Annotated in this window: 25 protein-coding genes; 15 read left to right on the top strand and 10 right to left on the bottom strand. The window is 64.9% G+C overall.

Translation table 11 applies throughout. The annotated features are described in order from the left end of the window. Positions 1 to 31: 31 nt before the first annotated feature. The 3 genes from RMR04_RS06480 to RMR04_RS06470 all read right to left on the bottom strand — a co-directional run bounded on the left by RMR04_RS06480 (position 32) and on the right by RMR04_RS06470 (position 2099). The gene (locus RMR04_RS06480) at positions 32 to 457 is read right to left on the bottom strand and encodes a YciI family protein (protein WP_311913640.1); all 426 of its coding nucleotides are present in this window, start codon (positions 455 to 457) and stop codon (positions 32 to 34) included. 84 nt (positions 458 to 541) lie between these two features. Continuing rightward, positions 542 to 961 carry a YciI family protein gene (locus RMR04_RS06475; RefSeq protein ID WP_311913639.1) on the bottom strand — a complete coding sequence of 140 codons (420 nt, stop codon included), beginning with the start codon at positions 959 to 961 and terminating at the stop codon, positions 542 to 544. A gap of 139 nt (positions 962 to 1100) precedes the next feature. Next, positions 1101 to 2099, bottom strand: coding sequence for an NAD(P)H-dependent flavin oxidoreductase (locus tag RMR04_RS06470; protein ID WP_311913638.1), 999 nt, complete (start codon positions 2097 to 2099; stop codon positions 1101 to 1103). Between the two features lie 112 nt (positions 2100 to 2211). Between RMR04_RS06470 and RMR04_RS06465 the strand changes: the two genes are divergently transcribed. After that, the gene (locus RMR04_RS06465; protein ID WP_311913637.1) at positions 2212 to 3126 is read left to right on the top strand and encodes a LysR family transcriptional regulator; all 915 of its coding nucleotides are present in this window, start codon (positions 2212 to 2214) and stop codon (positions 3124 to 3126) included. A gap of 71 nt (positions 3127 to 3197) precedes the next feature. Here RMR04_RS06465 and RMR04_RS06460 read toward each other — a convergent pair whose 3' ends face one another. After that, entirely contained in the window at positions 3198 to 4532 is a 1335-nt protein-coding gene (locus RMR04_RS06460) for a dihydroorotase (protein WP_311913636.1), read from the bottom strand. 151 nt (positions 4533 to 4683) lie between these two features. On the opposite strand from RMR04_RS06460, the gene RMR04_RS06455 reads away from it, so the two are divergent. From RMR04_RS06455 to RMR04_RS06445, 3 genes are read left to right on the top strand one after another with little or no spacing between them, the layout of a single operon-like run. Further along, positions 4684 to 5574, top strand: a complete 891-nt coding sequence (locus tag RMR04_RS06455) for a CAF17-like 4Fe-4S cluster assembly/insertion protein YgfZ (RefSeq protein ID WP_311913635.1) — start codon at positions 4684 to 4686, stop codon at positions 5572 to 5574. Continuing rightward, complete coding sequence (locus tag RMR04_RS06450) at positions 5571 to 6194, top strand: DNA-3-methyladenine glycosylase I (RefSeq protein ID WP_311913634.1); 624 nt, start codon at positions 5571 to 5573, stop codon at positions 6192 to 6194. Before RMR04_RS06455 ends, RMR04_RS06450 begins: the two co-directional genes overlap by 4 nt. Before the next feature lie 2 nt (positions 6195 to 6196). After that, a complete protein-coding gene (locus RMR04_RS06445; protein WP_311913633.1) occupies positions 6197 to 6799 on the top strand; it encodes a YfbR-like 5'-deoxynucleotidase in 603 nt (200 codons plus the stop codon). Between the two features lie 24 nt (positions 6800 to 6823). On the opposite strand, the gene RMR04_RS06440 is transcribed toward RMR04_RS06445, so the two are convergent. Further along, positions 6824 to 8071 (bottom strand): TadE/TadG family type IV pilus assembly protein, encoded by a 1248-nt coding sequence (locus RMR04_RS06440; RefSeq protein WP_311913632.1) that lies wholly within the window; start codon positions 8069 to 8071, stop codon positions 6824 to 6826. A 264-nt stretch (positions 8072 to 8335) separates the two neighbouring features. Beyond that, positions 8336 to 9655: a pilus assembly protein TadG-related protein gene (locus RMR04_RS06435; protein ID WP_311913630.1), complete on the bottom strand. Its 1320-nt coding sequence runs from the start codon at positions 9653 to 9655 to the stop codon at positions 8336 to 8338. A 318-nt stretch (positions 9656 to 9973) separates the two neighbouring features. Here RMR04_RS06435 and aceB point away from each other — a divergent pair, with 318 nt between their 5' ends. Continuing rightward, positions 9974 to 11584 carry a malate synthase A gene (gene aceB, locus RMR04_RS06430; protein ID WP_311913629.1) on the top strand — a complete coding sequence of 537 codons (1611 nt, stop codon included), beginning with the start codon at positions 9974 to 9976 and terminating at the stop codon, positions 11582 to 11584. A gap of 120 nt (positions 11585 to 11704) precedes the next feature. On the opposite strand, the gene RMR04_RS06425 is transcribed toward aceB, so the two are convergent. Both RMR04_RS06425 and RMR04_RS06420 read right to left on the bottom strand, forming a co-directional pair. After that, positions 11705 to 12115 carry an SRPBCC family protein gene (locus RMR04_RS06425; protein WP_311913628.1) on the bottom strand — a complete coding sequence of 137 codons (411 nt, stop codon included), beginning with the start codon at positions 12113 to 12115 and terminating at the stop codon, positions 11705 to 11707. Then, entirely contained in the window at positions 12112 to 12435 is a 324-nt protein-coding gene (locus tag RMR04_RS06420; RefSeq protein ID WP_311913627.1) for an ArsR/SmtB family transcription factor, read from the bottom strand. The genes RMR04_RS06425 and RMR04_RS06420 overlap by 4 nt, the downstream gene beginning before the upstream one ends. A 577-nt stretch (positions 12436 to 13012) precedes the next feature. Between RMR04_RS06420 and RMR04_RS06415 the strand changes: the two genes are divergently transcribed. The 9 genes from RMR04_RS06415 to RMR04_RS06375 all read left to right on the top strand — a co-directional run bounded on the left by RMR04_RS06415 (position 13013) and on the right by RMR04_RS06375 (position 22188). Next, a complete protein-coding gene (locus tag RMR04_RS06415) occupies positions 13013 to 13984 on the top strand; it encodes an alpha/beta hydrolase (protein ID WP_311913626.1) in 972 nt (323 codons plus the stop codon). 32 nt (positions 13985 to 14016) lie between these two features. Further along, a complete protein-coding gene (locus tag RMR04_RS06410; protein WP_311913625.1) occupies positions 14017 to 15054 on the top strand; it encodes a DUF3616 domain-containing protein in 1038 nt (345 codons plus the stop codon). Between the two features lie 28 nt (positions 15055 to 15082). After that, positions 15083 to 15652 carry an NUDIX hydrolase gene (locus RMR04_RS06405; RefSeq protein ID WP_311913623.1) on the top strand — a complete coding sequence of 190 codons (570 nt, stop codon included), beginning with the start codon at positions 15083 to 15085 and terminating at the stop codon, positions 15650 to 15652. Between the two features lie 176 nt (positions 15653 to 15828). Next, complete coding sequence (locus tag RMR04_RS06400; RefSeq protein WP_311913622.1) at positions 15829 to 16731, top strand: hypothetical protein; 903 nt, start codon at positions 15829 to 15831, stop codon at positions 16729 to 16731. A 270-nt stretch (positions 16732 to 17001) separates the two neighbouring features. Then, positions 17002 to 17286 (top strand): metal-sensing transcriptional repressor, encoded by a 285-nt coding sequence (locus RMR04_RS06395; RefSeq protein ID WP_311913621.1) that lies wholly within the window; start codon positions 17002 to 17004, stop codon positions 17284 to 17286. Positions 17287 to 17332: 46 nt separating this feature from the next. Further along, entirely contained in the window at positions 17333 to 18445 is a 1113-nt protein-coding gene (locus RMR04_RS06390; RefSeq protein WP_311913620.1) for an S-(hydroxymethyl)glutathione dehydrogenase/class III alcohol dehydrogenase, read from the top strand. A gap of 205 nt (positions 18446 to 18650) precedes the next feature. After that, a complete protein-coding gene (fghA, locus tag RMR04_RS06385; protein ID WP_311913619.1) occupies positions 18651 to 19490 on the top strand; it encodes an S-formylglutathione hydrolase in 840 nt (279 codons plus the stop codon). 76 nt (positions 19491 to 19566) lie between these two features. Next, positions 19567 to 19968, top strand: a complete 402-nt coding sequence (locus tag RMR04_RS06380; RefSeq protein ID WP_311913618.1) for a low affinity iron permease family protein — start codon at positions 19567 to 19569, stop codon at positions 19966 to 19968. Between the two features lie 210 nt (positions 19969 to 20178). Continuing rightward, on the top strand, positions 20179 to 22188 hold the full coding sequence (locus RMR04_RS06375) for a hypothetical protein (protein ID WP_311913616.1): 2010 nt from the start codon (positions 20179 to 20181) through the stop codon (positions 22186 to 22188). A gap of 166 nt (positions 22189 to 22354) precedes the next feature. On the opposite strand, the gene RMR04_RS06370 is transcribed toward RMR04_RS06375, so the two are convergent. Then, on the bottom strand, positions 22355 to 23122 hold the full coding sequence (locus RMR04_RS06370; RefSeq protein ID WP_311913615.1) for an SDR family NAD(P)-dependent oxidoreductase: 768 nt from the start codon (positions 23120 to 23122) through the stop codon (positions 22355 to 22357). Between the two features lie 171 nt (positions 23123 to 23293). Here RMR04_RS06370 and RMR04_RS06365 point away from each other — a divergent pair, with 171 nt between their 5' ends. Beyond that, on the top strand, positions 23294 to 24328 hold the full coding sequence (locus tag RMR04_RS06365; RefSeq protein WP_311913614.1) for an L-idonate 5-dehydrogenase: 1035 nt from the start codon (positions 23294 to 23296) through the stop codon (positions 24326 to 24328). Positions 24329 to 24368: 40 nt separating this feature from the next. Here RMR04_RS06365 and RMR04_RS06360 read toward each other — a convergent pair whose 3' ends face one another. Beyond that, positions 24369 to 26042 (bottom strand): formate--tetrahydrofolate ligase, encoded by a 1674-nt coding sequence (locus RMR04_RS06360; RefSeq protein WP_311913613.1) that lies wholly within the window; start codon positions 26040 to 26042, stop codon positions 24369 to 24371. Between the last annotated feature and the right edge of the window lie 56 nt (positions 26043 to 26098).

Below are 26098 nucleotides of genomic sequence, written 5' to 3'. Positions count from 1 at the left end.
CAAGCGGCATCAGCCGCCGGCAGAAGAGGATTCAGCCCTTGTCGCCGATCTCGGTCTTGAGGCGATCCCACGTCGCCGCAGCCTCCGGGGTTACGACCTCACCGAAATCCGCCAGGTCGTAAAGCGGGCGGATTTCGATTTCGGACGGACCGGGCATCGGATTGGGGCAGCGCTTGACCCATGCGATCGCCTCGTCGAGCGACTTGCATTCCCAGAGCCAGAAGCCGGCGACCAGTTCCTTGGTCTCAGTGAAGGGGCCATCGACGACGGATCGCTTGGCATCTTCGAACTGCACACGTACGCCCTTCGAGCTCGGCTGCAGGCCGTCGCCTCCCTTCATGATACCGGCTTTCACGAGTTCCTCGTTATACGCCATCATCGCGTCGAGCAGCTCCTGGGTCGGCGGTGCGCCGGCTTCGCTGTCGGTCGTCGCCTTGACCATCACCATGAAACGCATCGGTTTTCTCCTTTGGCGTGGAAGCGGCGGAGGCGATGCCTCGCGCCGTCTGGATTGAAATGGGTATGCGGGCTTCGGGTCCGGTCAGCCCTTCTTCTCGATTCCAGCGCGCAACCGGTCTTCCTGCTCGCGCAGTTCGGGCGTCATTGCCTCGCCAAAGTCTTCCATCTCGAAGACGGGACGCAGCTCGATCTCGGTGCCGCCGTCGAAGGGCGCGCGCTTGAGCCATTCGACCGCCTCGTCGAAAGACTTCACCTGCCAGAGCCAGAAGCCGGCGAGCAATTCCTTGGTCTCGGCGAAGGGGCCGTCAGTGATCACGCGTTCTGCCCCGGAGAAGCGGATGCGCAGGCCCTTCCTGCTTGGATGCAACCCCTCGCCCGCCAGCATGACGCCGGCCTTCACGAGTTCCTCGTTATATGCCCCCATCTTGGTGAGGATGTCCTCGCTCGGCATGATGCCGGCTTCGCTGTCCTTGTCGGCCTTGACCAGAACCATCACACGCATCGGAGTTCTCCTTGGTTTTCCAGCTTCGGGAGGCAGGTCCGGCAAGCGTCTATCGCTACCTTCAACACCCGCTCTCTGACATCACGTCGAACGGGCACAAGCAGGATCGACAACCCCGGCGAAAATATTTTGGCGCGCCTTACACGGCCCCGAGGCTGACCGGACCGCCCTGCCCGTTCGCCAGCAGCGCTTCGGCCGTCTCGACGATCTCGGTGACGATCGTCGCAGCGGGCAAAACCTCGCGCACCAACCCCGCCGCTTCGCCGGCGATGACGGCGGCGATGTCGAAATCGCCCGCCTCGCGCGCCGCCTGATAACGCGGCGCCTCTGTCGCGATATTCTGCATCAATGCGACCTCACGCCCGCTCCAGCGCTCGGCATGCGCGTTCACCAGGCAGCGACCGGTGAAGGGCGCCGGCCAGACATTCTGGCGCGAGATGTCGAAGATCAACCCGCGCACCGTGTCGTCGCCGGAGGCCGCGACGATGCGCTCCTTCGCCGCGCCATGGCCCGCAGCCTCCTGGCTGGCATAGAGCCGCGTGCCGAGGACGACGCCCTGGGCCCCCAGCATCAAGGCAGCCGCGAGCCCGCGCCCATCGGCCACGCCACCCGCAGCGACCACGATCGCCCTGTCGCCAACGGCATCGACCACCGCCGGCACCAGCGCGAAGGTGCCACGCGAGGCGCCGTGCCCGCCCGCTTCCGACCCTTGCGCCACGATGATGTCGGCCCCCTTCGCCACCGCGTCGCGCGCCATCTCGACCGACTGCACCTGGCAGATCAGGCGTGCTCCGGCAGCCTTGATCTTGCCGGCGAAAGGCTCGGGATCGCCGAAGGAGAGCCAGACCGCGTCGGGCTTGGCAGCGAGCGTGAGGTCGAGCAGCTCCGGCTGCCTGGCCAGCCCCCAGGTGATGAAGCCGACGCCAAAGCGAAAAGGCGACGCCTCGCGGGCTTCCACCAGCTTGGGAAGCTCTCTGCCCAGCCAGTCGGCGTCGCCATAGCCGCCGCCCAAAATGCCGAAGCCGCCGGCCTGCGAGACCACGCGCGTCAGCCTAGCGTCAGCTACGAGATCCATAGCTGCGAGCAGGATGGGATGCTTGACGTCCAGCATCCGGGTCAGGGGGGTCGTGATCGTCATGGTGTCGGTCCTCGCCGCAGGCTTCCGGTCGACAGCGAGGCTAGATCATCCTATCGTTCTGCTAAAATGAATTATTAAGATTATAGTCATCTGGAATTGAGAACGCCGGCCGATGGATCTCAACGAGCTGACCACTTTCACCGCCGTGGCCCGGTCCGGCGGCATCTCCGCGGCAGCGCGGGAGATCCATACGGTCCAGTCCAATGTCACGATGCGGATCAAGGCTCTTGAAGACGAGATCGGCCTCGCATTGTTCGAGCGCCACAGCCGTGGCATGGCGCTGACGGAAGCCGGCCAGCGCCTGCTGCCCTATGCCGAGCGTGTGCTCTCGCTACTGCGGGAGGCGAAGGTCGCGGCACGCGACAACGCCGCCGAGCAAGGTGTGCTGCAGCTCGGCTCGATGGAGACGACCGCCGCGATCCGCCTGCCACCGCTGCTGGCGGCGTTCCACCAGGCCTGCCCCGCCGTGCGCCTGAGCCTCCAGACCGGGCCGACCGCACAGCTCGTCGAGGGTGTCCTGCGCCGCGAGATCGACGGCGCCTTCGTGGCGGGCCCGATCCAGCATGACGAGATCGCGGCCCTGCCGGTCTTCGAAGAGACATTGGGGCTGGTGACGCCGGAGGCGATCGGCGATCTCGACGCCCTCCGGCGCAGCGCCTCGACCGGGCTGAGCGTGCTGACCTTCCGCCCCGGCTGCTCCTATCGCCAGCGCCTGGAGCAGGTGCTGGCGCGCCTCGGGCTGCCCTCCTATGCGCGCCTCGAATTCGGCACGCTGGACGGCATTCTCGGCTGCGTCGCCGCCGGCGTCGGTATCACCTTGCTGCCCAAGGCGGTGTTCATGCAGTCGGCCCAGCGCGAGGCCCTGCGCTGGCACCCGATCGACGGCGATGAAGGCGCCGTGACGACGCTCTTCATCCGCCGCCGCGACGCCTATGAGAGCCGTGCCTTGCAGCGCTTCCTCGGCCTCATGCGACTAGAGCCGGATGATTTTAGACCGGATCACAAAGTGATCCGGTCTAAAATCTGAATCCGCCTCTCATCAAAGAGTGAGAACAGGATCAATGCGAAAAACCGGTTCCCACTTTTTCGCATCCTGCTCTAGCGCGGCAGAGCCTCCAGGAAGCGCGCCGGCTCACCCTGAGCTGGTGTGACGATTTCGCTCTCCCACATCACCTTCTGCCCGCGCACATAGGTGCCGACCGGCCAACCGGTGACGGTGACGCCGTCATAAGGTGTCCAGCCGCATTTCGAGGCGGCCCACTCATTGGTGATCGTCTCCCGGCGCTTGAGATCGACGATGGTGAGATCTGCGTCGTAGCCGGCTGCGATCCGGCCCTTGCCCTCGAGCCCGAAGATGCGCTGCGGCCCATGGCTCGACAGATCGACGAAGCGCTCCAGCGTCAGCCTGCCTGCGTTGACATGGTCGAGCATGATCGGAACCAGCGTCTGTACGCCCGGCATGCCGGAATGGCTGGCGGGATAGGCGTGGTGCTTCTCTTCATGGGTATGGGGCGCATGGTCGGAGCCGAGCACGTCGACAATCCCCTGCTCCACGCCCCACCAGATGCGCTGGCGGTGGCTGTCGTCGCGGATCGGCGGGTTCATCTGGGCATAGGTACCAAGCCGCTCATAGCAATCGGGCGCGACCAGCGTCAGGTGATTTGGCAAGACCTCGACGGTCGCGACATCCTTGTGGTCTTTCAGGAAGACCATCTCCTCTGCAGTCGAGATGTGCAGGATGTGAACGCGCGCCCCGGTCTCGCGCGCGATGCGCACGAGCCGTTGCGTGCAGGTCAGCGCTACCTCCGGCGAGCGCCAGACCGGATGGCTCGACGGATCGCCCGCGACGCGCAGCCCCATGCGCTCGCGCAGCATGGTCTCGTCCTCGGAGTGGAAGGCGGCGCGGCGGCGCGTGCGCTTCAGGATTTCGGCGACGCCCTTGTCGTCCTCGACCAGGAGATCGCCGGTCGAGGAACCCATGAACACCTTGATGCCGGCAGCGCCGGGCAATCGCTCCAGCTCGGCGACATGCTTGGCGTTCTCATGCGTGCCGCCGACCCAGAAGGCGAAGTCGCAATGCATGCGGTGGCGCCCACGCCGGATCTTGTCGGCGAGCGCCGCCTCGTCCGTGGTCTGGGGAATGGTGTTGGGCATCTCGAAGACGGTGGTGACGCCGCCCAGCACGGCGGCGCGCGACCCGGTCTCCAGATCTTCCTTATGGTCGAGCCCCGGCTCACGGAAATGCACCTGTGAGTCGATCACGCCGGGCAGGATATGCAGGCCGGTGCAGTCGACGGTCTCCGCCGCAGAGGCGCGGGAGAGATCGCCGAGCGCGACGATCTTGCCGCCGGTGATGCCGAGGTCGCGCGCAACGCGGCCATCCTGGTTCACCACAGTGCCGCCCTTGAGGATGACATCATAGGTCTGCGGCATGGCTTGTCTCCGGGCAGTTGAGCAAAGGACGGATGCGGCCTACCTATCCACAGACTCGCCATCTCGGAAGCGGAAACAGCTTTCGGGTGGCACAATGATCCCTTTCGGCTAACGAGCCCCGGCAGGGAATTCAGAACTGGAACGGCTGCCCATGTCCGCAACCCGATTGATCGATCGCGGCGTCATCCGCGTCAACGGCGAGGATGACCGCGATTTCCTGCAGAACCTCGTCACCAATGATCTGGACCTCGTGACGCCGGACCGTGCCGGCTCGGGCTACGGAGCGCTGCTGACACCGCAAGGCAAGATCATCTGCGACTTCTTCATCGTCGCGCTGTCAGATGAGGATGGCGGCGGCTTCCTGCTCGACGTTCCGCTGCTCCAGACCACTGATCTGATGAAACGCCTGAAACTCTACAAGCTGCGTGCCAAGGTCACCCTCGACGATTTGAGCGAGGCCAGCGCCGTCATCGCCTCGGCCGACGGCTCGCCCCTGCCGGAGGATTCAGGCCTCGTCTATGCCGATCCGCGCCTGCCCGCGCTCGGCCAGCGCGCCATTACCGACCGCGCCGGCGTCGAGGAGATCGCGGCCGACGATACCGAGACCTATCATGCCAGGCGGATCGCCTTGGGCGTGCCCGATGGCGGCAGGGACTTCGTCTATGGCGACGCCTTCCCGCATGAGGTGCTGCTCGACCAGCTCGGCGGCGTCTCCTTCAAGAAGGGCTGCTATATCGGCCAGGAGGTCGTCTCGCGCATGCAGCACCGCGGCACGGCGCGCACCCGCATCGTGCCGGTGGTCTTCACCGAGGGGATCGCCTGCGAAACCGGGGTCGAGGCGACGGCCGGGGCCAAGACGCTCGGGCGCATCGGCTCGGGCGCGAAGGGGCGCGGGCTTGCCATGCTCCGGCTCGACCGTGTCGCGGATGCGCTCTCCGAAGGCCTCACGCTCAATGGCGGCGGCCTCGCCTTCGTTCTGGCCAAACCCGGTTTTATCCGCTTCCCCTTCCCCGGCGAACCGGACTTCGGAGCCGCAGCATGAGCGGACGCGCCGCCGTCGAGGGGCCGGACGGGAAATTCCGCTGCGTCTGGCCTGGAACCGACCCGCTCTACCTCGCCTATCACGACACCGAATGGGGCGTGCCGGAATATGATTCCCGCGCCTTGTTCGAGAAGCTGATCCTCGACGGCTTCCAGGCCGGGCTTTCCTGGATCACCATCCTGCGCAAGCGCGACGCCTTCCGCGCCGGCTTCGCCGATTTCGAGCCGGAGGCGATCGCTCGTTTCACCGAGGCCGATGTGCTGCGCCTGCTCGCCGACCCCGGCATCATCCGCCATCGCGGCAAGATCGAGGGTGCGATCAAGAGCGCGCGCGCCTATCTCGCCATCAGCGAGCGCGAGCCCTTCGCCGATTTTCTCTGGAAGCATCTCGACGGCCGCGTCACGCAGAACGCCTTCCGCACCCATGAGGAGGTGCCGACGCAGACGAAGATCTCCGAGGCCATGGCGAAGGAATTGAAGAAAGCCGGCTTCACCTTCTGCGGCCCGACCATCGTCTATGCCTTCATGGAGGCTTGCGGGCTGGTCAACGACCATCTCACCGACTGCTTCCGCTGGCAGGAATGCGCCGTGCTGGCGCGCGACGCTCGCCCAGTGGCCTGAGCATGGCCAAGCCCCCCTCTCCGCCGCGCGCCTGGCAGCGCATGCTGTCGGGCCGCCGGCTCGATCTGCTCGACCCTTCCCCGCTCGACATCGAGATCGAGGACATCGCGCACGGGCTTGCCCGCGTCGCCCGCTGGAACGGCCAGACGCACGGCGCCCATTCCTTCTCGGTGGCGCAGCACAGCCTGCTGGTCGAGGCGATTGCCAGCCATCTCAACCCGGGCTGGCCCGATGCCTGGCGCTTGATGGCCTTGCTGCACGACGCGCCGGAATACGTCATCGGCGACATGATCTCGCCCTTCAAGGTGGTGATGGGCGACGCCTATAAGAGCGTGGAGCTGCGGTTGCTGACCGCGATCCATCTGCGCTTCGCCTTGCCGGGTACCACGCCGGCCGTACTCAAGCGCAAGACTAAGGAGGCCGATATGGTCGCCGCCTTCTTCGAGGCGACGGAGCTTGCCGGCTTCGCACGGGACGAGGCGCTGCGTTTCTTCGGCCGGCCCCAGGCGCTGCCGCGCGCGGTCATGGCCTGGCTCGACCCGCTCGACACCGAAACCGCCCAGGCGCGTTTCCTCGCGCGCTTTGCTGAGCTCTCAGGCGCCTGATCAGATCAGATCACGCGTCGCCCTTCACATCGACAGATAGGCCTTGGTCACGATGCGCTGGAACAAGGCGTTCATCGCCTCCGCGATGCCCTGGCTCGGGCTGACCTCGAAATAGAGGCCCGGCGACGCACAAGCCTGCATATTGGTCGGGATCTTGGCCGAGAACGGCTTGATCCAGCTGTTGTACCAGCTGTTCGTCGGCAGCGGCAGATAGGTCGTGTAGAGCACCGCGATCTTGATGCCGCGATCCTTGATCGTCTTGCAGAAGCTGGTGTCGATCGGCTCCTGGCAACGCCCGCTGGTCGTCGGCTGCGAGCAGCCGCTTGGATTATAGAAATCGCCGACGCCGTCGGAGACGAAGTAGAGCACCTTCTGCGGCGAGGCCGCGCTCGATCCGTCGCCCGGATTGTCGATCACCGCGTTCATGCTCGTCAGCGTCGCGTCGAAATCGGTGCATTGGTCGTTGTTATATCCCGCATAGGGAATCGTCATCAGGTCGATGGCCGCCGCCGAGGTCTTCGCGGCAGTGAGGTCGGAGGTGATCGACTGGATCGTCGTCAGCGTCTTGCCATTGCAGGAAGGGCCCATGGTGTAGGCCGCCATGCGATATTGGCCGGTCAGCGTCGCCGTCGATTTGGCCGTATCCATCAATTGCTGTGAAGCAGAGCGCACCACGTCGATGCGCATCTGCACGCCGAGCTTCTTGGCGAGCGTGTAGTAGTCGCTGGTCGCTTTATCCATCTGATGGCAGGCGAAGGCGCATTGGTCTGTGGTCTTGGCCACCATGACAGCGATGTCGTCTGTCGTCGCGGCCACTCCCATCGAGGGCGAATTGTCGAGCAGCAGGAAGAAATCGATGAAGGGCGCGCGCGCTCCTGCGGCGCTCGACGTGCCCGAGACCACGACCTTGCCCTGGCCGACGAAGCTGGCGAAATAGGTCGGGTAATTCGCGCTGTAGACGACCTTGGCCGAACGGCTCAGCCCGACATTGGTGATCTCGACGGTCCGGCTCGCCACCATGCTCTTGTAGCTCGCGGCGTTGGCGTCGAAGATTTTCTCCGCATCGGCCTTGGAATCGGCGATCGATTTCAGCATCGCCGCTTGCGAGACGGCAGCGAGCGCAGCCGAATCCGCCGCAGCATTGAGCTGGATCCTGGCGTTCGCCGCCTCGGTGTAGTCGATCAGCCCGCCGGTCAGCGCCAGAATCGGCACGAGCGTGATCGCGAACAGGGTGAGCACGTTGCCGCTTCGATCGGACCGAAACGATCGCATAACCCGACGCAAGGACCCGATCCGCATCATCGACTTGGCATCCCACAACCCAAAAGCCGCATTCGGCTAAGGAAGCGATGGGGTCTGGAACTTACGAATTGATAAAAACGACTATCGGAACTGGCCGCTATCTCGGAAATGCAGTGAAGAAATCATTGGCTATACAACTATAGAGAGCATAAATTGACATATACAATCGGAATGGACCGAAAGTCTTCGGAGACACGGCCCACATCCTTTCGAGACGCGCCAGCGATCTGACGATCACATCGTCAGGCGCACCGCGCTGATCTCGCTGGCGATCTGCTTGAAGATCGGGCTGAGCTGCGCGGCATCGGTCACTTCGAAATACTTGCCGGCGTCAGACGCGCAGGCCTTGAGCAGGTCCCGGTTCCCATCCATGACGCGAACCGTATAGACGACGATTCCCGCGATCTGGGCGTTGGCGCAGGCGAGCTTGGTGCGCGCATCGACGTTCGGGTTCGAGGTCGAGCCATCCCCATCAAAGCGGTTCTTGGTGTTGTCGCCATCGGTCAGCAGGATCATGAACTTCTTCAGGCGCGGCGTGGTGAGCGGTTTTGCTTCCGTGAAGGGCGTGCCCGGGCTCAAGGTCGCCATGCCCCAGGCGGCGCCGATCGTCACATTGGTCGCGCCGACCGGCGTCATCTCACCGATGCGCTGCGTCAAGGCATCCCAATTGCTCGTCAACGGCATGACCTTCGCCTGGGTCGACGGGGAATACGCGTCGCAGAAATCGGCCGGATAGGCGGTCCCATTGGTGCCGCCACCATCGCCGTCCTGGACATCGTAGGATTTGTCGCGATCCGCCACGCAGCCTTGCCAGGTCGATTTCGAAATGGTCGTGGTCGTGCACGGATAGGGCCACCAATTACTGCAAGTGGTGACCGACTGGTCCCAGCGCAGCCAGTTCGCGTTCTTGTTGCTCGTATCGAGGATGACCCGGGTCGAGAATGGCACGATCGAGATCTTGATCTGGTCCGGCTCGGAGGTCGCCTCCTTCATGATCTTCAGGAGATCGAGCGAGGCCGCTTTCAGCGCGGTCATCTTGCCCGACGACGCCATCGAGCCGGTATTGTCGAGCACCAGAGCAAGCTCGATCGTGTTGGTGCCCCATGACGACTGGCTGCTGCTGCTGATCTGGATGGCGTTCTGGCCGATCAATTGCGTCAGGCTTGCCGTCAGGCTCGCCGTGGCGCTGACGCTGATCGTGCGGCCGGTGCGGTCGATGGCGATCGTGGCGGCGCTGAAGCCCTTCGCGGCATCGCCATGCAAGCTCGCGCGGATCCAGCCATTGACGCGTTCGCGCAATTGCGCGTCGCTCAGCTTGGTCGCGTCACGCGCCGCCATCAGTGCAGCGGAATCGATCGCCGCGTTGAGCATCGTGCGCATCGTGGTGGCGCGGGAGTAGTCGACCGCCGCGCCGACCAGCCCGAGGACCGGGATCATGGCGAGGCCGAACAGCATCATGACATTGCCCGAGCGGTCTCCAGCAAAACCCGCCCAAAGCGACATGAACCGCGTCGCCCAGACCTTGACCCGCGTCATCGCCTTGATCCGCATCATCGCCTGCCACCTCTCAGCCTTGCGCCGCTTTCGGCCGGGTGAGCGATGGCGTCCAGGACCTTACGAATCGCTAAAATTGATCATAGGAACTCGGCCCCATCTCGCAGTTGCTGCAAATAACGTTGCGGTAGCACAACTTATGCGAGAATATAGAGCCGCACGCAATCAAAAGAGGCCTGCCGTACACGCGTCGGAGCCAGCATGCGACCGGAGGCATTATTTCCAAATCGAGAAAGGTGATCAGTCTCTTTTCCGCATTTCGAGAAGGCGAGCACTGAGACATGATGCTGGCAGCATTCGCGCCGCAGGGAGAAGATCATGTCGCCATCTCAAGCCAACGGCCTCAGCCTGCCCAAGGGCGTCGTCATCAAGGGCGCGCTCGGCCCGCGCTTCGACGAGATCCTCACATTTGATGCGCTTACCTTCGTCGCCGATCTGCAGCGCCGCTTCAACGAGACGCGCAAGCGCCTGCTGAGCCTGCGCACTGAGCGCCAGAAGCGTTTCGACGCCGGCGAGACGCCCGACTTCCTGGCCGAGACCCGCCATATCCGCGAGGGCGACTGGAAGGTCTCAGCCATCCCCGCCGATCTGCAGGATCGCCGTGTCGAGATCACCGGCCCGGTCGATCGCAAGATGATCATCAACGCGCTGAACTCCGGCGCAAAAGTCTTCATGGCCGATTTCGAGGACGCCTCCTCGCCGGTCTGGGCCAATATGATCGAGGGCCAGCTCAATCTCCGGGATCGCTGGGCCGGCAAGATCGACTTCACCGATAAGACCACCGGCAAGGCCTACAAGCTCAAGGACAAGCCCGCCGTTCTGATCATCCGCCCGCGCGGCTGGCATCTGCCGGAAGCGCATATCGAGATCGACGGGGAGATCGCTTCGGGCTCCTTGGTCGATTTCGGCCTCTATGTCTTCCACAACGCCAAGGCTGCGCTGGCGGCGGGCTCGGGCCCTTATTTCTACCTGCCCAAGCTCGAGAGCCATCTCGAGGCCCGCCTCTGGAACGACGTTTTTGTCGCCGCCCAGAACGCGCTTGGCCTGAAGGTCGGAACGATCAAGGCGACCGTCCTGATCGAGACCCTGCCGGCTGCCTTCGAGATGGACGAGATCCTGTTCGAGCTGAAGGACCATATGGCGGGCCTGAATTGCGGCCGCTGGGACTACATCTTCTCCTTCATCAAGAAGCTCGCCCGCAACGCGGCCTACGTCCTGCCCGACCGTTCTCAGGTCGTGATGACCAAGGCTTTTCTGCGCGCCTATTCGCTGCTCCTGATCAAGACCTGCCACCGCCGCGGCGCCTTCGCCATGGGCGGCATGGCGGCGCAGATCCCGGTCAAGAACAATCCTGAGGCCAATGCCGCGGCTTTCGCCAAGGTCAAGGCCGACAAGGAGCGCGAGGCCGGCGACGGCCATGACGGCACCTGGGTTGCCCATCCCGACCTCGTCCCCGTCGCCATGGAGGTGTTCGACCGGCTGATGCCGCAGGCCAACCAGCTCGACAAGCTGCGCACCGACGTGCAGGTGGGACGCGAAAATCTGCTGGAAGTCCATCAGGGCACGCGCTCGGAGGAGGGCTTCCGCGAGAACATCCGCGTCGGCGTGCAATATCTCGAAGCCTGGCTGCGCGGCCGCGGCGCGGTGCCGATCTACAACATGATGGAAGACGCAGCGACCGCCGAGATCAGCCGCGCCCAGATCTGGCAGTTCGTGCAATACGGCGTCGAGGTCGATGGCGGCACGAAAGTCACCGCCGATCTGTTCAAGCGCTGCCTCGCGCAGGAGATGGAGCGCGTCAAGGGCGAGCTGGGAGCCGACGCCTACGACAAGGGCCGCTTCCCGGAGGCGATCGCGCTGTTCTCGCAGCTCTCGCTCGCGCCGGAATTCGAGGAGTTCCTGACCGTCCCGGCTTATGGGAAGTTGTGAGGACTGCTGCCAAGAGATCGAAGCACCGCTGTAAAGCGGCGCTTCGATTTATCAGCCAGGTGCCGATCATCGGCCCTGTCCGATAGACTCGTCCTTCGCCTTGCCCCGCTCCGGCGGGCGTCAGTCCACCCGCGCCAGAAGCTGCTCCAGATTTGCAAAGAACTGCGGCCACCCGGCTTTGGCGCCCTGATAGGCCTGCTGCTGGTCTGGCCGGAAGCCCGACTGCTCCATGCGCAGATGAGTCCCGCCGGGCGTCGGGGTCAGTGTCCAGGTGACGACACTCTCGAGGCCGTAAGCGCCCCAGCTATAGGACAGCGCCCTGTTCGGCTCGATAGCCAGGACCTGGCAGTCAACAGCACCCCAATCGGCGCGAAGGCTGAAACGGTGGTCCATGATAGGCTTGAAGTCGCTCTTCATCAGCCACTCCGCGATCAGTTGCGGTTGCGTGAGCGCTCGCCAGATCTTTTCCGGCGGATGAGAGAGCTCCCGTTCGACAACGACGGAGCGGATCTCGGTCAATGTTTCGGTCATTGGTCCATCCTCTTCAGTATGTCTTCGAGATCGTCAAAACGGGCTTCCCAGAACCCGGCCATCTGGCTTGTCCAATCGATCAGCGCGGTCAGGGCGCCGGGCTGCGCGCAATAATGCGTCTGGCGACCTTGGTGACGGTCACGCACCAGCCCGGCCTGCTTCAGCACGCCGAGATGTTTCGACACCGCCGGCTGCGAGACGCCGGCCCGGGCCGTCAGGGCCCCGACCGTCTGCTCGCCGTCACGGCACAGCCGCTCGAAGATGGCCCGCCGGGTCGGATCGGCGAGCGTCCTGAAGAGCATGTCGTGGCTGTCCGGCATCGAATCCATAACTCTCTGGTTATTGTTTCGATCAATAACCAGAGAGTTATGAGTATGTCAACCGAGGACGCACGCGCGGCGATCACCGCGTCATGCTCGGGCTCGCCCCAGCATCTTTGAAACGCGTTCCTCCTCGGCACGTCGATGGTCGGAGCCTTAAGGAAGAACGCCGAAGGCGGAGTGCCGCGGCGCATAGGCGCGAGCGGGGATTTCGCGCGCCTTCTTCCCTTCCCCCTCGCGGGGGAAGGTGGATCGGCGAAGCCGAGACGGATGAGGGGGCGCTGTGAGCGTTCCATCTAGCCGAACACGACGCCAACCTGACAGGGCACGGCGCCCCCTCATCCGGCGCTGCGCGCCACCTTCTCCCACATCAAAGTCGGCTGTTGCCGACTTTGACACCTTGGTTGCCCATCTCGGGCAAGCCCGAGATGGGTGGGAGAAGGGAAGAGGCGTCCCGGCTCCCAAATGCCCCCCAATCTCGCATTGGTGATCGCAAGCCATGCAGCCCCGCTTGTCGCCCCCGCCTCCACCCTCCTACTCTGACCGAAATCAAGATCGGGCTCCGGGAGGGTCGCATATGCTTCACCGTCGCACGCTGCTTCAGGGGGCGGCCCTTGGCGGTCTGGCCTCATCGCTCGACAGCCAGGGCGCAAAGGCCGAGGAGGCCGCGATCTGGAGCGCCGAATACAGCGCCACGAAAGCGCCCGGCGTGGAGCTTGCGATCTACCGCAAGCGCGTCGGGCCGCCGGGCGGCAAGCCATTGCCGGTGCTGTTCTTCGTGCACGGCTCATCGGCTTCGGGCCGGCCGACATACGACCTGACCATTCCCGGGCGCGACGACATCTCGCTGATGAATGTCGCCGCGCGCTGGGGTTATGACGTCTGGACCATGGACCATGAGGGCTATGGCAAATCCACTCGCACCTCCGGCAATTCCGACATCGCCAGCGGCGTCGCGGATCTGATCGTCGCAGGCGACCTCGTGCGCCGCGAAACCGGCCAGGAGCGCATGCATATGATGGGCGAAAGCTCGGGTGCGCTGCGCGTCGGCGCCTATGCGATGGCGCGGCCGGACCGCGTCGGGCGGCTGGTGCTGCAGGCCTTCACCTATACCGGCCAGGGCTCGGGCACGCTCAGCAAGCGGGCCGAGCAGGCGGAGTATTTCCGCACGCATAACCGCAGGCCGCGCGATGCCGGCATGCTGGGCAGCATTTTTACCCGCGACAAGCCCGACACCACCGACCAGGACGTGATCGACGCCTTCGTCAAGGCCGAACTGCCCTTCGGCGACAGCGTGCCCGCCGGCACCTATCTCGACATGACGGTCAACCTGCCGGTGGTTCATCCCGACCGCGTCACCGCGCCGGTCCTGATGATCAGCGGGCAATATGACGGTATCGCCTCGATGGACGATATCTGCGATTTCTTCAAGAAACTGCCCAATGGCGACAAGCAGCTCACCATCATTCCAGGCGCGGCGCATACGCTGGTCTCGAGCAAGCAGCGCTTCGCCTTCTGGCGCGTGATGAAATCCTGGCTGGAGGGCTAGAGGCTGATATGAACTCCGAGGGAAAACGGATCATGCGGCATCCGCGGCTCTGCGCCCTGCTCGCCGGCGCTCTGTTCGCGACCTCGCCTGCCCTGGCCGACACATTGCAGCCATTGCGTCGCATCGAGGCCATGAGCGACTTCGCCGGCAAGAAGCCTGGCAAACCCGCCCATGACATCAGCGGTATGGCCTGCATGCCGGCGCGCGACGGCAAGCAGCGCTGCCTGCTGATCAATGACGAGAACACGGCCGCGCAATTCGCGACGTTGGCCGATGGCGCGATCACGCCCGGCGAAAGCATGCCATTGCTTGGCGACGGGCCATCACCGGCCACGCTCGGCGCTCCGCCAGCAGTGGCCTGTCCGGAACAGGGCAAGTTCCGCGATCTCGACGGCGAGAGCGTCGCATTCTCCGCGCCCTATTTCTATGTCGCCGGCTCGCATGGCTGCTCGCGCCATTCCGGCCAGTTCCGGCTTTCGGCCTTCCACCTCGCCCGCATCAAGGTCGACGCCAATGGCCGGGCCGAGGGCGCGCCCGAATTGACCTATCGCCTGAGCGACCTGCTGCGCCGGGCAGGCTCCGCCGGCGGCTTCTTCGGCCGGGATCTGATGAGCGCCAACGGCATGAATGTCGAGGCGATCGCTGTTGCCGGAGACCGGCTCTGGGCCGGCCTGCGCGCGCCCTCGCTTGACGGCAAGGCCTTCCTCGTCGGCGCGAGCCTCGCCGACCTGTTCGCGACCGGACACGAACCGGCGCGCGGCGAGCCCAGGCTCGTGGCCGTCCCGCTCGGGGGCCAGCGCGGCTTTCGCGATCTCGCAACCCTTGGGGATGGCCGGCTGCTCGCTCTGGTCGGCCCGGCGCAGGAGCAGGATCTGGACTATGCGGTGATGCTCATCGATCCGGCGCGGCCCGAGACGGTGCGGGAACTGGGCAAGCTGCGCAACCGCGACAGCGCCAAGGCCGAGGCGCTCGTCGTCACCGGCGAGGACGCCGCCGGACTGACCGTCCTGATCGGCTATGACGGCCCCCGGAACGGCAAGTTCGAGGAATACCACCTGCCTCCGCCCTGAAAACCAGCGAATCGGCTAGACTGGACGCATGACCGCCCTATCCTTCCTCGACCGCCTGTCATTGATCGTCGCGCGCTATCGCACCGAGGTCGCCTCCCCGCGCGAGCATCTGGCGCTGCTGCGCTGGCAGATCGCGCGAAGCGATGCGCTCGACGAGCGCGCGACCATGCCCGGACATCTCACCACCAGCGCGATCGTGCTCTCGCCCGACCACACCAAGGTGCTGCTGATCGACCATGTCGTGATCGGCCGCTGGCTCCAGCCCGGCGGCCATTACGAGAAGGCCGAGGCCTTCCACCATTCGGCAGCGCGCGAGGCGATCGAGGAGACCGGCGTCCAGGGGCTGTCGCTGCATCCCTGGCACCAGGGCGGCGACCTGCCCTTCGCCATCGACAGCCATGACGTGCCCGGCAAGCCCGCTCGCGGCGAGCCCGACCATGTCCATCACGACCTGCAATATCTCTTCCTCGCCGACCCGGCGCTGGCGCTCGTCGCCCAGATCGAGGAGGTCCATGCCGCAGCCTGGAAACCCGTGACGGAACTGGCCGCGATCGCACCCCGGGTCCATGCCCGGCTCGGCGATATGGCGCGGCACTGACGTCATTCATGTTGCCGCGGCGCAACATGCCGTCGCATTGCGCAACCCGGCCGCCACCGGCTCTCGCGCTGTCTTTCCGGCTCAGGCATCCTGATTTCGTCGAAAAACAGCAGAATCAGATATTGCAAATCATTCGCATTTGCATAAGGGTCTCTCACCTCAACCGGAACCCGCCCATGTCGTTCAGATCCGTCGCTCTCGCCTTGCTCGGCTCGGCCGCTGCCGCAACCGTCTCCCTCGCCGCCGACTTGCCCTCGCGCAAGGGCGCGCCGGCGATTCCGGCCACCTTGTCCGCCTGCAGCGAGAGTGAGGGCATTCCGACCGACGCCTTCGGCTTCACCACCGGCTCGGATGTCGCGGATAAGGGCTCCTTCGGCCCGAGCCTGACCTATGGCGGCGGCTTCGGTGCGCGCAGCGGCACGCTCAACAGCCACGGCGCCCAGCTCCAGGGCTCCTACGGCTTGCTGCCTTGCCTCGAGGTCGGCCCCTATCTGCTCGGCAACTACACCGACGCGTCCTTCGGCGGCGTCAACGCGGATTCACGCAGCTACGGCGCCGGCGTCGAAATGAAATACAAGCTGCTCGGCCGCGACCTGCACGGCATCGGCCTGACCGTGGTGCTCGATCCCAGCGTCAACCGCACTGACCCCGACGGCGCCAGCCGCTTCACCGGCTACAACACCGGCATCCGGATTTTTGCCGACAAGACGCTGATCCCCGGCAAGCTCTACGCCGCGCTCAACGTCTCGCATGACCTGACCTGGACAGGCCCCAGCCCCTATGGCCGCAGCTCGACGCTGACTTTGGGCGCCTCGCTCGCTTGGCAGGCCGTGGACGGCATCTATCTCAGCGGCGAAGTGCGCCATCAGCGCCGCTATAACGATCTCGGCTTCGGCACCGAGGCTGGCTACGCCACCTTCGCCGGTCCCGGCGTCTACTGGCAGGCGACCAAGCAGCTCGCGCTTTCGGCCGCCTACAACATCCAGGTCGCCGGCAAGGCCAAGGGCCAGCCCGGCGATCTCGACCTGACCAATTTCAGCCAGCATCTGGTCAAGGTGAAAGCGTCTTACAGCTTCTAGAGCAGGATGCGAAAAAGTGGGAACCGGTTTTTCGCACCGATCCTGCTCTAACGCTTTGATGAAAGCCGGATGATTTCAGATTGGGTCACTTTGTGACCCAATCTGAAATCATCCGGCTCTAGCGATCGCGCCATTTCCGCGCATTCCCTGAACGGCGGCCCCGACAACGCGGCCGCCGTTTTTGTTTGAGTCCGCTGGGGCGCCATTGACACGCTCGCCAGGGCCATATTAGCGTCCGCCTTCCATACTCCACCCCAGTATACCAACCGCATGCCGCATACACCCGAAGAGAAGAAGCGCGCCATCGCCCGGCTGCGCCGGATCAGAGGGCAGGCCGATGCGCTCGTCCTCGCGGTCGAGCGCGGTGATGAGTGCGGTGCGCTGCTGCAGCAGCTCTCGGCGCTGCGCGGTGCGGCGACCGGGTTGATGGCCGAGGTCCTCGAAAGCCATCTGCGCGAAACCATACTGGGAAGGGCGAGCGGAAAGACCACGCCGCAAGACGGCGAGGCGGAGATCACACAGATCATGCGCGCCATCCGCCCCTATCTGAAATAACTGCAAGACCCCAAAAAGCAAAAACCCCAAAAGAAGGACACACCCGATGAAGACACGCGCCGCCGTCGCCTGGGAAGCGGGCAAGCCGCTGACCATCGAGACCATCGAGATCGGCGGCCCCAAGGCCGGCGAAGTGCTGGTCGAGGTCATGGCGACGGGCATCTGCCACACCGATGCCTACACGCTGTCGGGGCTGGATTCCGAGGGTAAGTTCCCGGCGATCCTCGGCCATGAGGGCGCGGGCATCGTGCGCGAGATCGGCGCGGGCGTAACCTCGCTGAAGCCCGGCGACCATGTCATCCCGCTCTACACGCCGGAATGCCGCAGCTGTAAATCCTGCCTGTCACGCCGGACCAATCTCTGCACCTCGATCCGCGCCACGCAGGGCCAGGGCGTGATGCCCGACGGCACCAGCCGCTTCTCCTGCGATGGCGGTGAGGTCTTCCATTATATGGGCTGCTCGACCTTCGCGAACTTCACCGTCCTGCCCGAGATCGCGCTGGCGAAGGTCCGCGAGGACGCGCCCTTCGACAAGATCTGCTATATCGGCTGCGGCGTGACGACCGGCATCGGCGCGGTGATCTATACCGCGAAGGTCTGGCCGGGCGCGAATGTCGTGGTCTTCGGTCTCGGCGGCATCGGCCTCAACGTCATCCAGGGCGCGCGAATGGTCGGCGCCGACAAGATCATCGGCGTCGACATCAACCCGGCCAGGCAGGAGATCGCGCGCAAGTTCGGCATGACCGACTTCATCAACCCCAAGGAGGTCGGCAACGACAAGGTCGTGCAGGCGATCGTCGATCTCACCGGCGGCGGCGCGGATTTCTCGTTCGACGCCACCGGCAACACCGATGTGATGCGGCAGGCATTGGAATGCTGTCATCGCGGCTGGGGCGAGTCGATCGTCATCGGCGTCGCCGAGGCCGGCAAGGAGATCGCCACGCGCCCGTTCCAGCTCGTCACCGGCCGTGTCTGGAAGGGCACCGCGTTCGGCGGCGCGCGCGGCCGCACCGATGTGCCGAAAATCGTCGACTGGTACATGGAGGGCAAGATCAACATCGACGACCTGATCACACACAAGCTGAGCCTGGACGAGATCAACCACGGCTTCGACCTGATGCATGAAGGCAAGTCGATCAGGTCGGTGGTGGTGTATTGAGCGGCCGTTCTTTAGCCGCATCTGGCAGGCACTGAGCCGTCATGGTCGGGCTTGACCCGACCATCTCGGAAACCAGTGCCTTTCCGTCATGAGATTCTCGGGTCTGCGCGGAGTTTATCCTTGGGCCGGCCAGAGGCCGGACCCGGGGGCTCCGCCCGAGAATGACGGCAGGGCATTCGCCGCGCCCCCCGCGAAAGGACACCCGATGGAACTCATCTCCTCCTCAAAGGCCTTCGGCGGCTCGCAGCGTGTCTATCGTCATGACAGCGCGGTCTGCGCCTGCCCGATGACTTTCGCGATCTTCCTGCCGCAGCAGATCGAGGACGGGCCGGTGCCGGTGCTCTGGTATCTCTCGGGCCTGACCTGCTCGCACCAAAACGTCATGGACAAGGGCGAGTACCGCGCCGCCGCAGCGGCCAACGGCGTCGCCATCATCTGCCCCGACACCAGCCCACGCGGCGAGGGCATTCCCGACGAGCCGGATAACTGGCAATTCGGCTCCGGCGCCGGCTTCTATCTCGATGCGACGCAAGAGCCTTATGCGAAGAACTATCGCATGGAGAGCTATATCCGCGACGAATTGCCGGCGCTGGTCTCGCAGCATTTTCCGCTCGACATGGGCCGCCAGGGCATCTTCGGCCATTCGATGGGCGGCCATGGCGCGATCACGCTCGCGCTCAAGAATCCGATGCGTTACACCTCAGTCTCGGCCTTCGCGCCGATCACCCAGCCCTCGACCGCCGGCTGGTCGCGGCCCGCCTTCGAGAAATATCTCGGGCCGGACGAGACGACATGGCGCGCATATGACTCCACCGCATTGATCGCCGACGGGCACCGCCTCAAGGACCTCCTGGTCGACCAGGGCACCGCCGACGGCTTCCTGCAGGAGGGGTTGCGGCCCTGGCTGCTGGAGCTTGCCTGCGTCCAGGCCGAGATCCCGCTCGAACTGACGATGCGCGAGGGCTACGACCACTCCTACACCTTCGTCTCGACCTTCATGGCGCAGCACATCGCCTGGCATGCGCGGCGCCTGCTGCCCGGCTGAACCATCCGGCGACGGAACGCGCGGCCCCGATATGCGTTGAATCTGCAGGCCAAAATCCGGCCCGGGGAAAATCGCCATGCCGTCTCCTGTCGCATTGCTGACCGATCGCTCGCTGTTCACCCGCTTGTCACAGGCGACGGCGCGTTGGGCGGGCAGGCCGCAGACCTTCGTCATCGCCGTCGCGGTAATTGTCCTATGGGGCCTATCGGGGCCCTTCTTCGGCTTCAACGACACCTGGCAATTGGTGATCAACACCTCGACGACCATCATCACCTTCCTGATGGTCTTCATCATCCAGAACAGCCAGAATCGTGACAGCGCCGCGATGCAGATCAAGCTCGACGAATTGATCGTGCGGCTGGAGGGCGCGCGCGAGGAACTGCTCGATCTGGAAGAGCTCGACGAGGAGAAACTCGAGGCGATCCGCCAGGAATTCGAGTTGCGCGCCAGCAAGGCCCGCGACGGCAAGCCGGCCTGAAGCCTGCGACCGCGAGAGCGTTTTCGAGCGAAGTGGACACCGGTTCCCCCGCGACAAACGCGAAGCGTTTGCGCGGAGAAAACGCATTAAAACAAAGAGCTAGAGCTGTTGAACGATCCAATTGGATCGGAAACTGCTCTAGACGAGGGCACCGCTCACTCGCTATCCTTAGCGTCATTGCGAGACGGCGCCTCAGTGCGGAGAGAGCGGATGCGCTGGTCGACTGGCCTCAGGATCGCCCTCGCCTCGCTCGTCCTGGCAATGGCGACGGTCGAACTCTCGGCGCAGCAGCCTCCCAATCGCCGGCCCGCACTGACCGACATCCAGGACGTCGCGACCTTGCGGCAGATCGAAGCCGCGGGCTTTTCTCTCGGTGCGATCCTCGGACAGGCGCAGGCCTCATCGACCGCCGATCTCACGCGCGCCAGCGCAGCCTTCCGCGTCATCGCGAGCCATCTCCGCGACGACGTCTCGGGCCTGCGTGCAGAGATGGCAGTCAACGGACGCAAGCTGTTCGAAGTCACCGATGGCAATGTTGGCCGCATCATCGATCTCGGCTGGCTGAATTCGCCGATCGCGCAGTTTCGGCTGAGCGCCGTCGTCAACCGGCTCGACCGGCACGATTTCGCCAGCCTCGGCGGCGAGACCGGCTGCGGCGAGGTTCGGCTGATCTATCGCCTCGCCTATGCGTTCCAGGATACGAAACTGAAGCGCCAGCTCGCCTCGCGCCTGCCTTTCACGCTGAACGCCGTCTTCACGGCCGCGGCTTTGCCCGGCGAGACCTGCAACGATATGGCCGCGCTCTGGCTGCCCCTGCAGGCGAGCGTGGAGGCTGCAGTCAGCGCCAGGACGATCATCGAGGGACCGCTCGCACGGGCACGGCTGAACCTGAAGCAGGTCGAGATCAATGCGCAGATCGTGCGCTTTCCCTCCGGCATGGAAACGCAGTTCGGCGGACAGGCCGCCTATCTGCTACGGGTCTTCGCCACCGCGAGACAGGATGGCGCCCTGACGCTTTCGCCCAAGCCGTTGGAAAACACGCCCGACATTCCCCGCCTGAAGGCCGACGCGGCTCTACGCAAGGACCTCGTCGACTATGTCCGCGACCATGTTCCGGCGATCGACCAGGGCGTCTACCTGCTGCCGACGCGCTTTCTGGCGACGAAGGCGATCTCGTACTCGACCTTCGGCAGCGCCCGCCTCGCCAACCACCCCTTCACCGAGATACTGCCGGCCGGTGCGCTGGCCGGCCTGGATCTGGGCGCGACGCGACTGGTCCGCACGGAGCGCGGCATCATCGAGCGCTTGGACAACGGCACCTGCATGGGCTGCCATCAGGCCAATGCGACGGCCGGCTTCCATATGTTCGGGCTCGACGACGCCACCACATCGCCATTGAACCGGATCAAGACCGGCGTCTCCCCGCATTTCCACGCCGAGACCATCCGCCGCGCGGCCTATATCGAGGCGATGGCGGCAGGCCGCGAACCCGACCGCTATCGCCCCCTCTCCTTCGCGCCGCCCGCCAGCTGGCAGCCCGGCAAACCGTTCAGCTATCGCGCTGCAGGGCTGACGATGCCATGCCTCACCGATGCAGCCCGCTCGAGCTTCGGCGAAAACTGGACCTGCGGCAGCGGCTCGACCTGCAAGGCGATCATCGCCAACCCCTCTGTCGGCCCCGGGCTCGGGCAATGCCTGAAGCTGGAGGAAGCACGCAATTTTTCAGGCCAGCCTTGCCTCTCCGGCGCAATCACGACGGTCGTCGGCAAGCCCTATCTCGACACATACAAACTGACGGGGCAGTTCGGCGCCTTCGCCAAAAGCTTCTCGCAAGACAGCTTCAATTGCCGGCCGGCCAAGATCGGCGTGCCCGGCGGCATGGCCTATCGCCAATGCAACGCCGCCGACAAGAATTTCGCAGGCTTTGCGGGCGGCAAGACGCCCGACGAGATTTGCGGCCTCGCCGGTGGCAAGGCCTTCGACGATTGCGTCGCGACCAATAATTTCGACGCCTGCCTCGCCAAATCCGTCACGCGCGGCAATCGCGGCACCTGCAGCGCGACGCGCTTCTGCCGGGAGGATTACATGTGCCAGGCAATGCCCGACGACGTGCCCGGCGCGGCCGATCTGGTCAAGGATTACGGCTTCTGTTCGCCGACCTATTTCCTCTTCCAGATGCGCATCGACGGGCACCCGGACCCGCAGGAGAAGCGCAACTGAATGTCATCGTTGGCCTCGGAACCACTGCGTCATCCTGGGCGCCCGCAGGGCGTCCCGGGATCCATCGTAGAGCGTCAGAGCCTTATGATGGATCCCGGCGCTCCGCTTCGCTGCGGCCAGGATGACGGCGTGGTTCAAATGCGAATGCCACGTGATCTAGGCGCCGTCACACCACCGAGGTCAGCCCGCCATCGACCATCAGCAGATGGCCGTTGACATAGTCCGATGCCGCCGAAGACAGGAAGATTGCGGCGCCCACCAGCTCCTTCGTCTCCCCCCAGCGGCCTGCCGGCGTGCGGCTGCTGACCCAGGCCGAGAACGCCTCGTCGGCGATCAGCGCCTTGTTGATCTCGGTGGTGAAATAGCCCGGCCCGATCGCGTTGGCCTGGATGTTGTGCTTGCCGAGCTCGGCGGCCAGGCCCCGCGTCATCATCTTCACCGCGCCCTTGGAGGCGGTGTACGGGATGATCGTGGCGCGGCCGAGCTCGCTCATCACCGAGCCGATGCTGATGACCTTGCCGCGCTTGCGCGGCACCATGCGCTTGGTCACGGCTTGCGTGACATAAAACACCGAATGCAGGTTCGTCGCCATGACCTCGTGCCAGCCCTCGACCGGGAACTCGGTGAAGGGCGCGCGCTTCTGCATGCCGGCATTGTTGATCAGAATGTCGATCGGCCCGATCTCGGCCTCGATCATCGCGACGCCGGCCTCGACAGCCGCCTGATCCGTGACGTCGAAGGGGGCGACCGAGACCTCGCGGCCGGCAGCCGAGATCGTCTTCGCCGCCGCTTCCAGCTTGGCCTTGTCGCGGCCATTGAGCACGACATGCGCGCCGGCTTCCGACAAACCCTCGGCAAGCGCCAGTCCGATGCCCTGGCCGGAGCCGGTGATCAGGGCGATCTTGCCCGCGAGGCTGAACAGCGAAAGCGACATCGGTGGATCTCCGGTTACGGCGCGTCTGACCTGCGCAGTTTGCGTTTGCCTGCGCGGGCTCGATTTCGGTAAGCATCTTTCAATCGATTAGACAATCGCAAGCTGGGCCGAGATCGCCAAGTCTCGTAGATCGCCAAGTCTCGTACATCAGTCTTGCACTGGGAGAACGCCATGCGCGCCGTCGTCATCCATGCCGAGAAGGATCTGCGCGTCGAGGAGACGACCGCGCCGGAGCTCGGGCCGCTCGATGTCCGGGTGCGCATCGAGGCCGGCGGCATCTGCGGCTCCGACCTGCATTATTACCTGCATGGTGGCTTCGGCACGATCCGCGTCAAGGAGCCGATGATCCTTGGCCATGAGATCGCCGGCACGGTTGAGGCCGTGGGCGGCGAGGTTTCGCGCGTCAAGCCCGGCGACCGCGTCGCGGTCAATCCCAGCCGCGCCTGCGGACGCTGCCGTTATTGCCAGATGGGCCAGCAGCAGCACTGCACCGACATGCTGTTCTACGGCTCGGCGATGCGCTTTCCCCATGTCCAGGGCGGCTTCCGCGACATCCTCGTCGTCGAGGAGCGCCAGGCCGTTAAGGTCGCAGCCGGTGTCAGCGCGGCCATGGCCGCCTTCGCCGAGCCGCTCTCGGTCTGCCTGCATGCCGCCAAGCGCGCCGGTCCATTGCTCGGCAAACGCGTGCTGGTGACGGGCTCAGGCCCGATCGGCGTGCTCGCCATGGTCGCGGCCAAGGCGGCGGGAGCCTCCGAGATCGTCGCGACCGATGTGGTCGATGGTCCCTTGCCGACAGCGCTGAAGATGGGCGCGACCGCAGCGATCAACGTCATGGCCGAACCGGAGCGGCTGAAGGCGGAATATGGTGCTGAGAAGGGCGCCTTCGACGTGATGTTCGAGGCCTCAGGCAATCAGCACGCACTGACGGGAGCCTTCGACGTTGTGCGCTCGGGCGGCACCATCGTGCAGATCGGCGTCGGCGGCAATTTCACCCTGCCGATGAATGTGCTCGTTGCCAAGGAGTTCGACCTGCGCGGCTCCTTCCGCTTCCATGAGGAGTTCGACTGGGCGGTGGCGATGATCGGCTCGGGCAGCATCGACCTCTCGCCGCTGCTGACGGCCTCGATCCCGGTCGAGCGCGCGATCGAGGCTTTCGATCTCGCCGCCGACAAGTCGAAGGCGATGAAGGTACAGCTCGCTTTCTAAGGGATGTCATCCCGCGGCGCGCACGGGATGACGCCGCGTTTTAGAACAACCCCTCGATCTGCCCGGCCGCATCGATATGGATGCGCTCGGCCGCAGGCTCACGCGGCAGGCCGGGCATCGTCATGATGTCCCCGCAGATCGCGACGACGAAGCCTGCACCGGCCGAGAGCCTGAGTTCGCGCACCGGCACCATATGGCCCGAAGGCGCGCCGCGCAGCGTCGGGTCGGCCGAGAAGGAATACTGCGTCTTCGCCACGCAGACCGGCAACGCCCCGTGTCCGGCGCCCTCCAGCTCGGCAAAGCGCGCGCGCACCTTGGCGTCGGCGACGAGCCCGGCGGCGCCATAAATCTCGCGTGCCACCGTCTCGAGCTTGTCCCAGAGCGGCATGACGTCGGGATAGAGCGGCGCGAAATCGGCCTCGCCGCCCTCCGCCAGCGCCACGACCTTGTTCGCCAGCTCCTCGGTGCCGGCTCCGCCCTCTGCCCAGTGGCGGCAGATCACCGCCTCGACGCCGAGATGGTTGCGGCAGAAGCTGCGGATCAAATCATGCTCGGCAGCCGTGTCGTTGGTGAAATGATTGATCGCCACGATCGGTGGCACGCCGAATTTGCGAATGTTCTCGACATGCCGCGCCAGATTGGCGAGCCCCGCCTCGAGCGCCGCGAGATCCTCCTTGGCCAGGCTGTCCTTGGCCATGCCGCCATGCATCTTCAAGGCGCGCACGGTCGCCACGACGACGGCAGCAGCTGGCTTGAGGCCGGCCTTGCGGCATTTGATGTCGAAGAACTTCTCGGCCCCGAGGTCGGCGCCAAAGCCCGCTTCCGTCACGACATAATCGGCGAGCTTGAGGGCGGCCCGCGTTGCGATCACCGAATTGCAGCCATGGGCGATATTGGCAAAGGGTCCGCCATGGACGAAGGCCGGCGTGCCCTCCAGCGTCTGCACCAGATTGGGCATCACGGCGTCCTTGAGCAGCACGCTCATCGCCCCTGTCGCCTTGAGCTCGGCTGCCGTGACCGGGCGCTTGTCGCGCGTGCGGCCAATGACGATCCGGCCCAATCGCTCCTCCAGATCGGGCAGATCCTTCGCCAGGCAGAAGATCGCCATCACCTCGGAGGCGACGGTGATGTCGAAGCCGTCCTCGCGTGGAAAGCCGTTGCTGGCCCCGCCAAGCGAGGAGACTGTCGAGCGCAAGGCCCGGTCGTTCATATCCATCACCCGCCGCCAGGCGATGTAGCGAGTGTCGAGCCCGAGCGCGTTGCCCCAATAGACATGGTTGTCGATCATCGCCGCGAGCAGGTTGTGTGCGCTGGTGATGGCGTGGAAATCGCCGGTGAAGTGCAGGTTGATCTGCTCCATCGGCACGACCTGGGCATAGCCGCCGCCAGCGGCGCCGCCCTTCACGCCGAAGCAGGGCCCCAGCGAAGGCTCACGCAGCGCGATCATGGTATTCCGGCCGATGCGCGAAAGCCCGTCGCCGAGCCCCACTGTCGTCGTCGTCTTGCCCTCGCCCGCCGGCGTCGGGCTGATCGCCGTGACCAGGATCAGCTTGCCATCGGGCTTGCTCGCGAAATCGGGAATAGCCGATGTATCGACCTTGGCGATGAACTTGCCGTAGGGGTTGAGGGCCTCCTGGGGAATGCCGGCTCTGTCGGCGATGGTTGCGATCGGCTTCAGCGTCGCCGCGCGCGCAATTTCGATATCGGTCGGCATTCCATCCTCATGGGAGCGCGCCGGAGCCTGAAGCGGCGGGCGCGGAATCGTCGCTG

This window comes from Bosea sp. 685, assembly GCF_031884435.1.
Lineage (GTDB): Bacteria > Pseudomonadota > Alphaproteobacteria > Rhizobiales > Beijerinckiaceae > Allobosea.
Note: the sequence above shows the minus strand (reverse complement) of the source record. Positions and strands in the feature narration are given on the sequence as shown.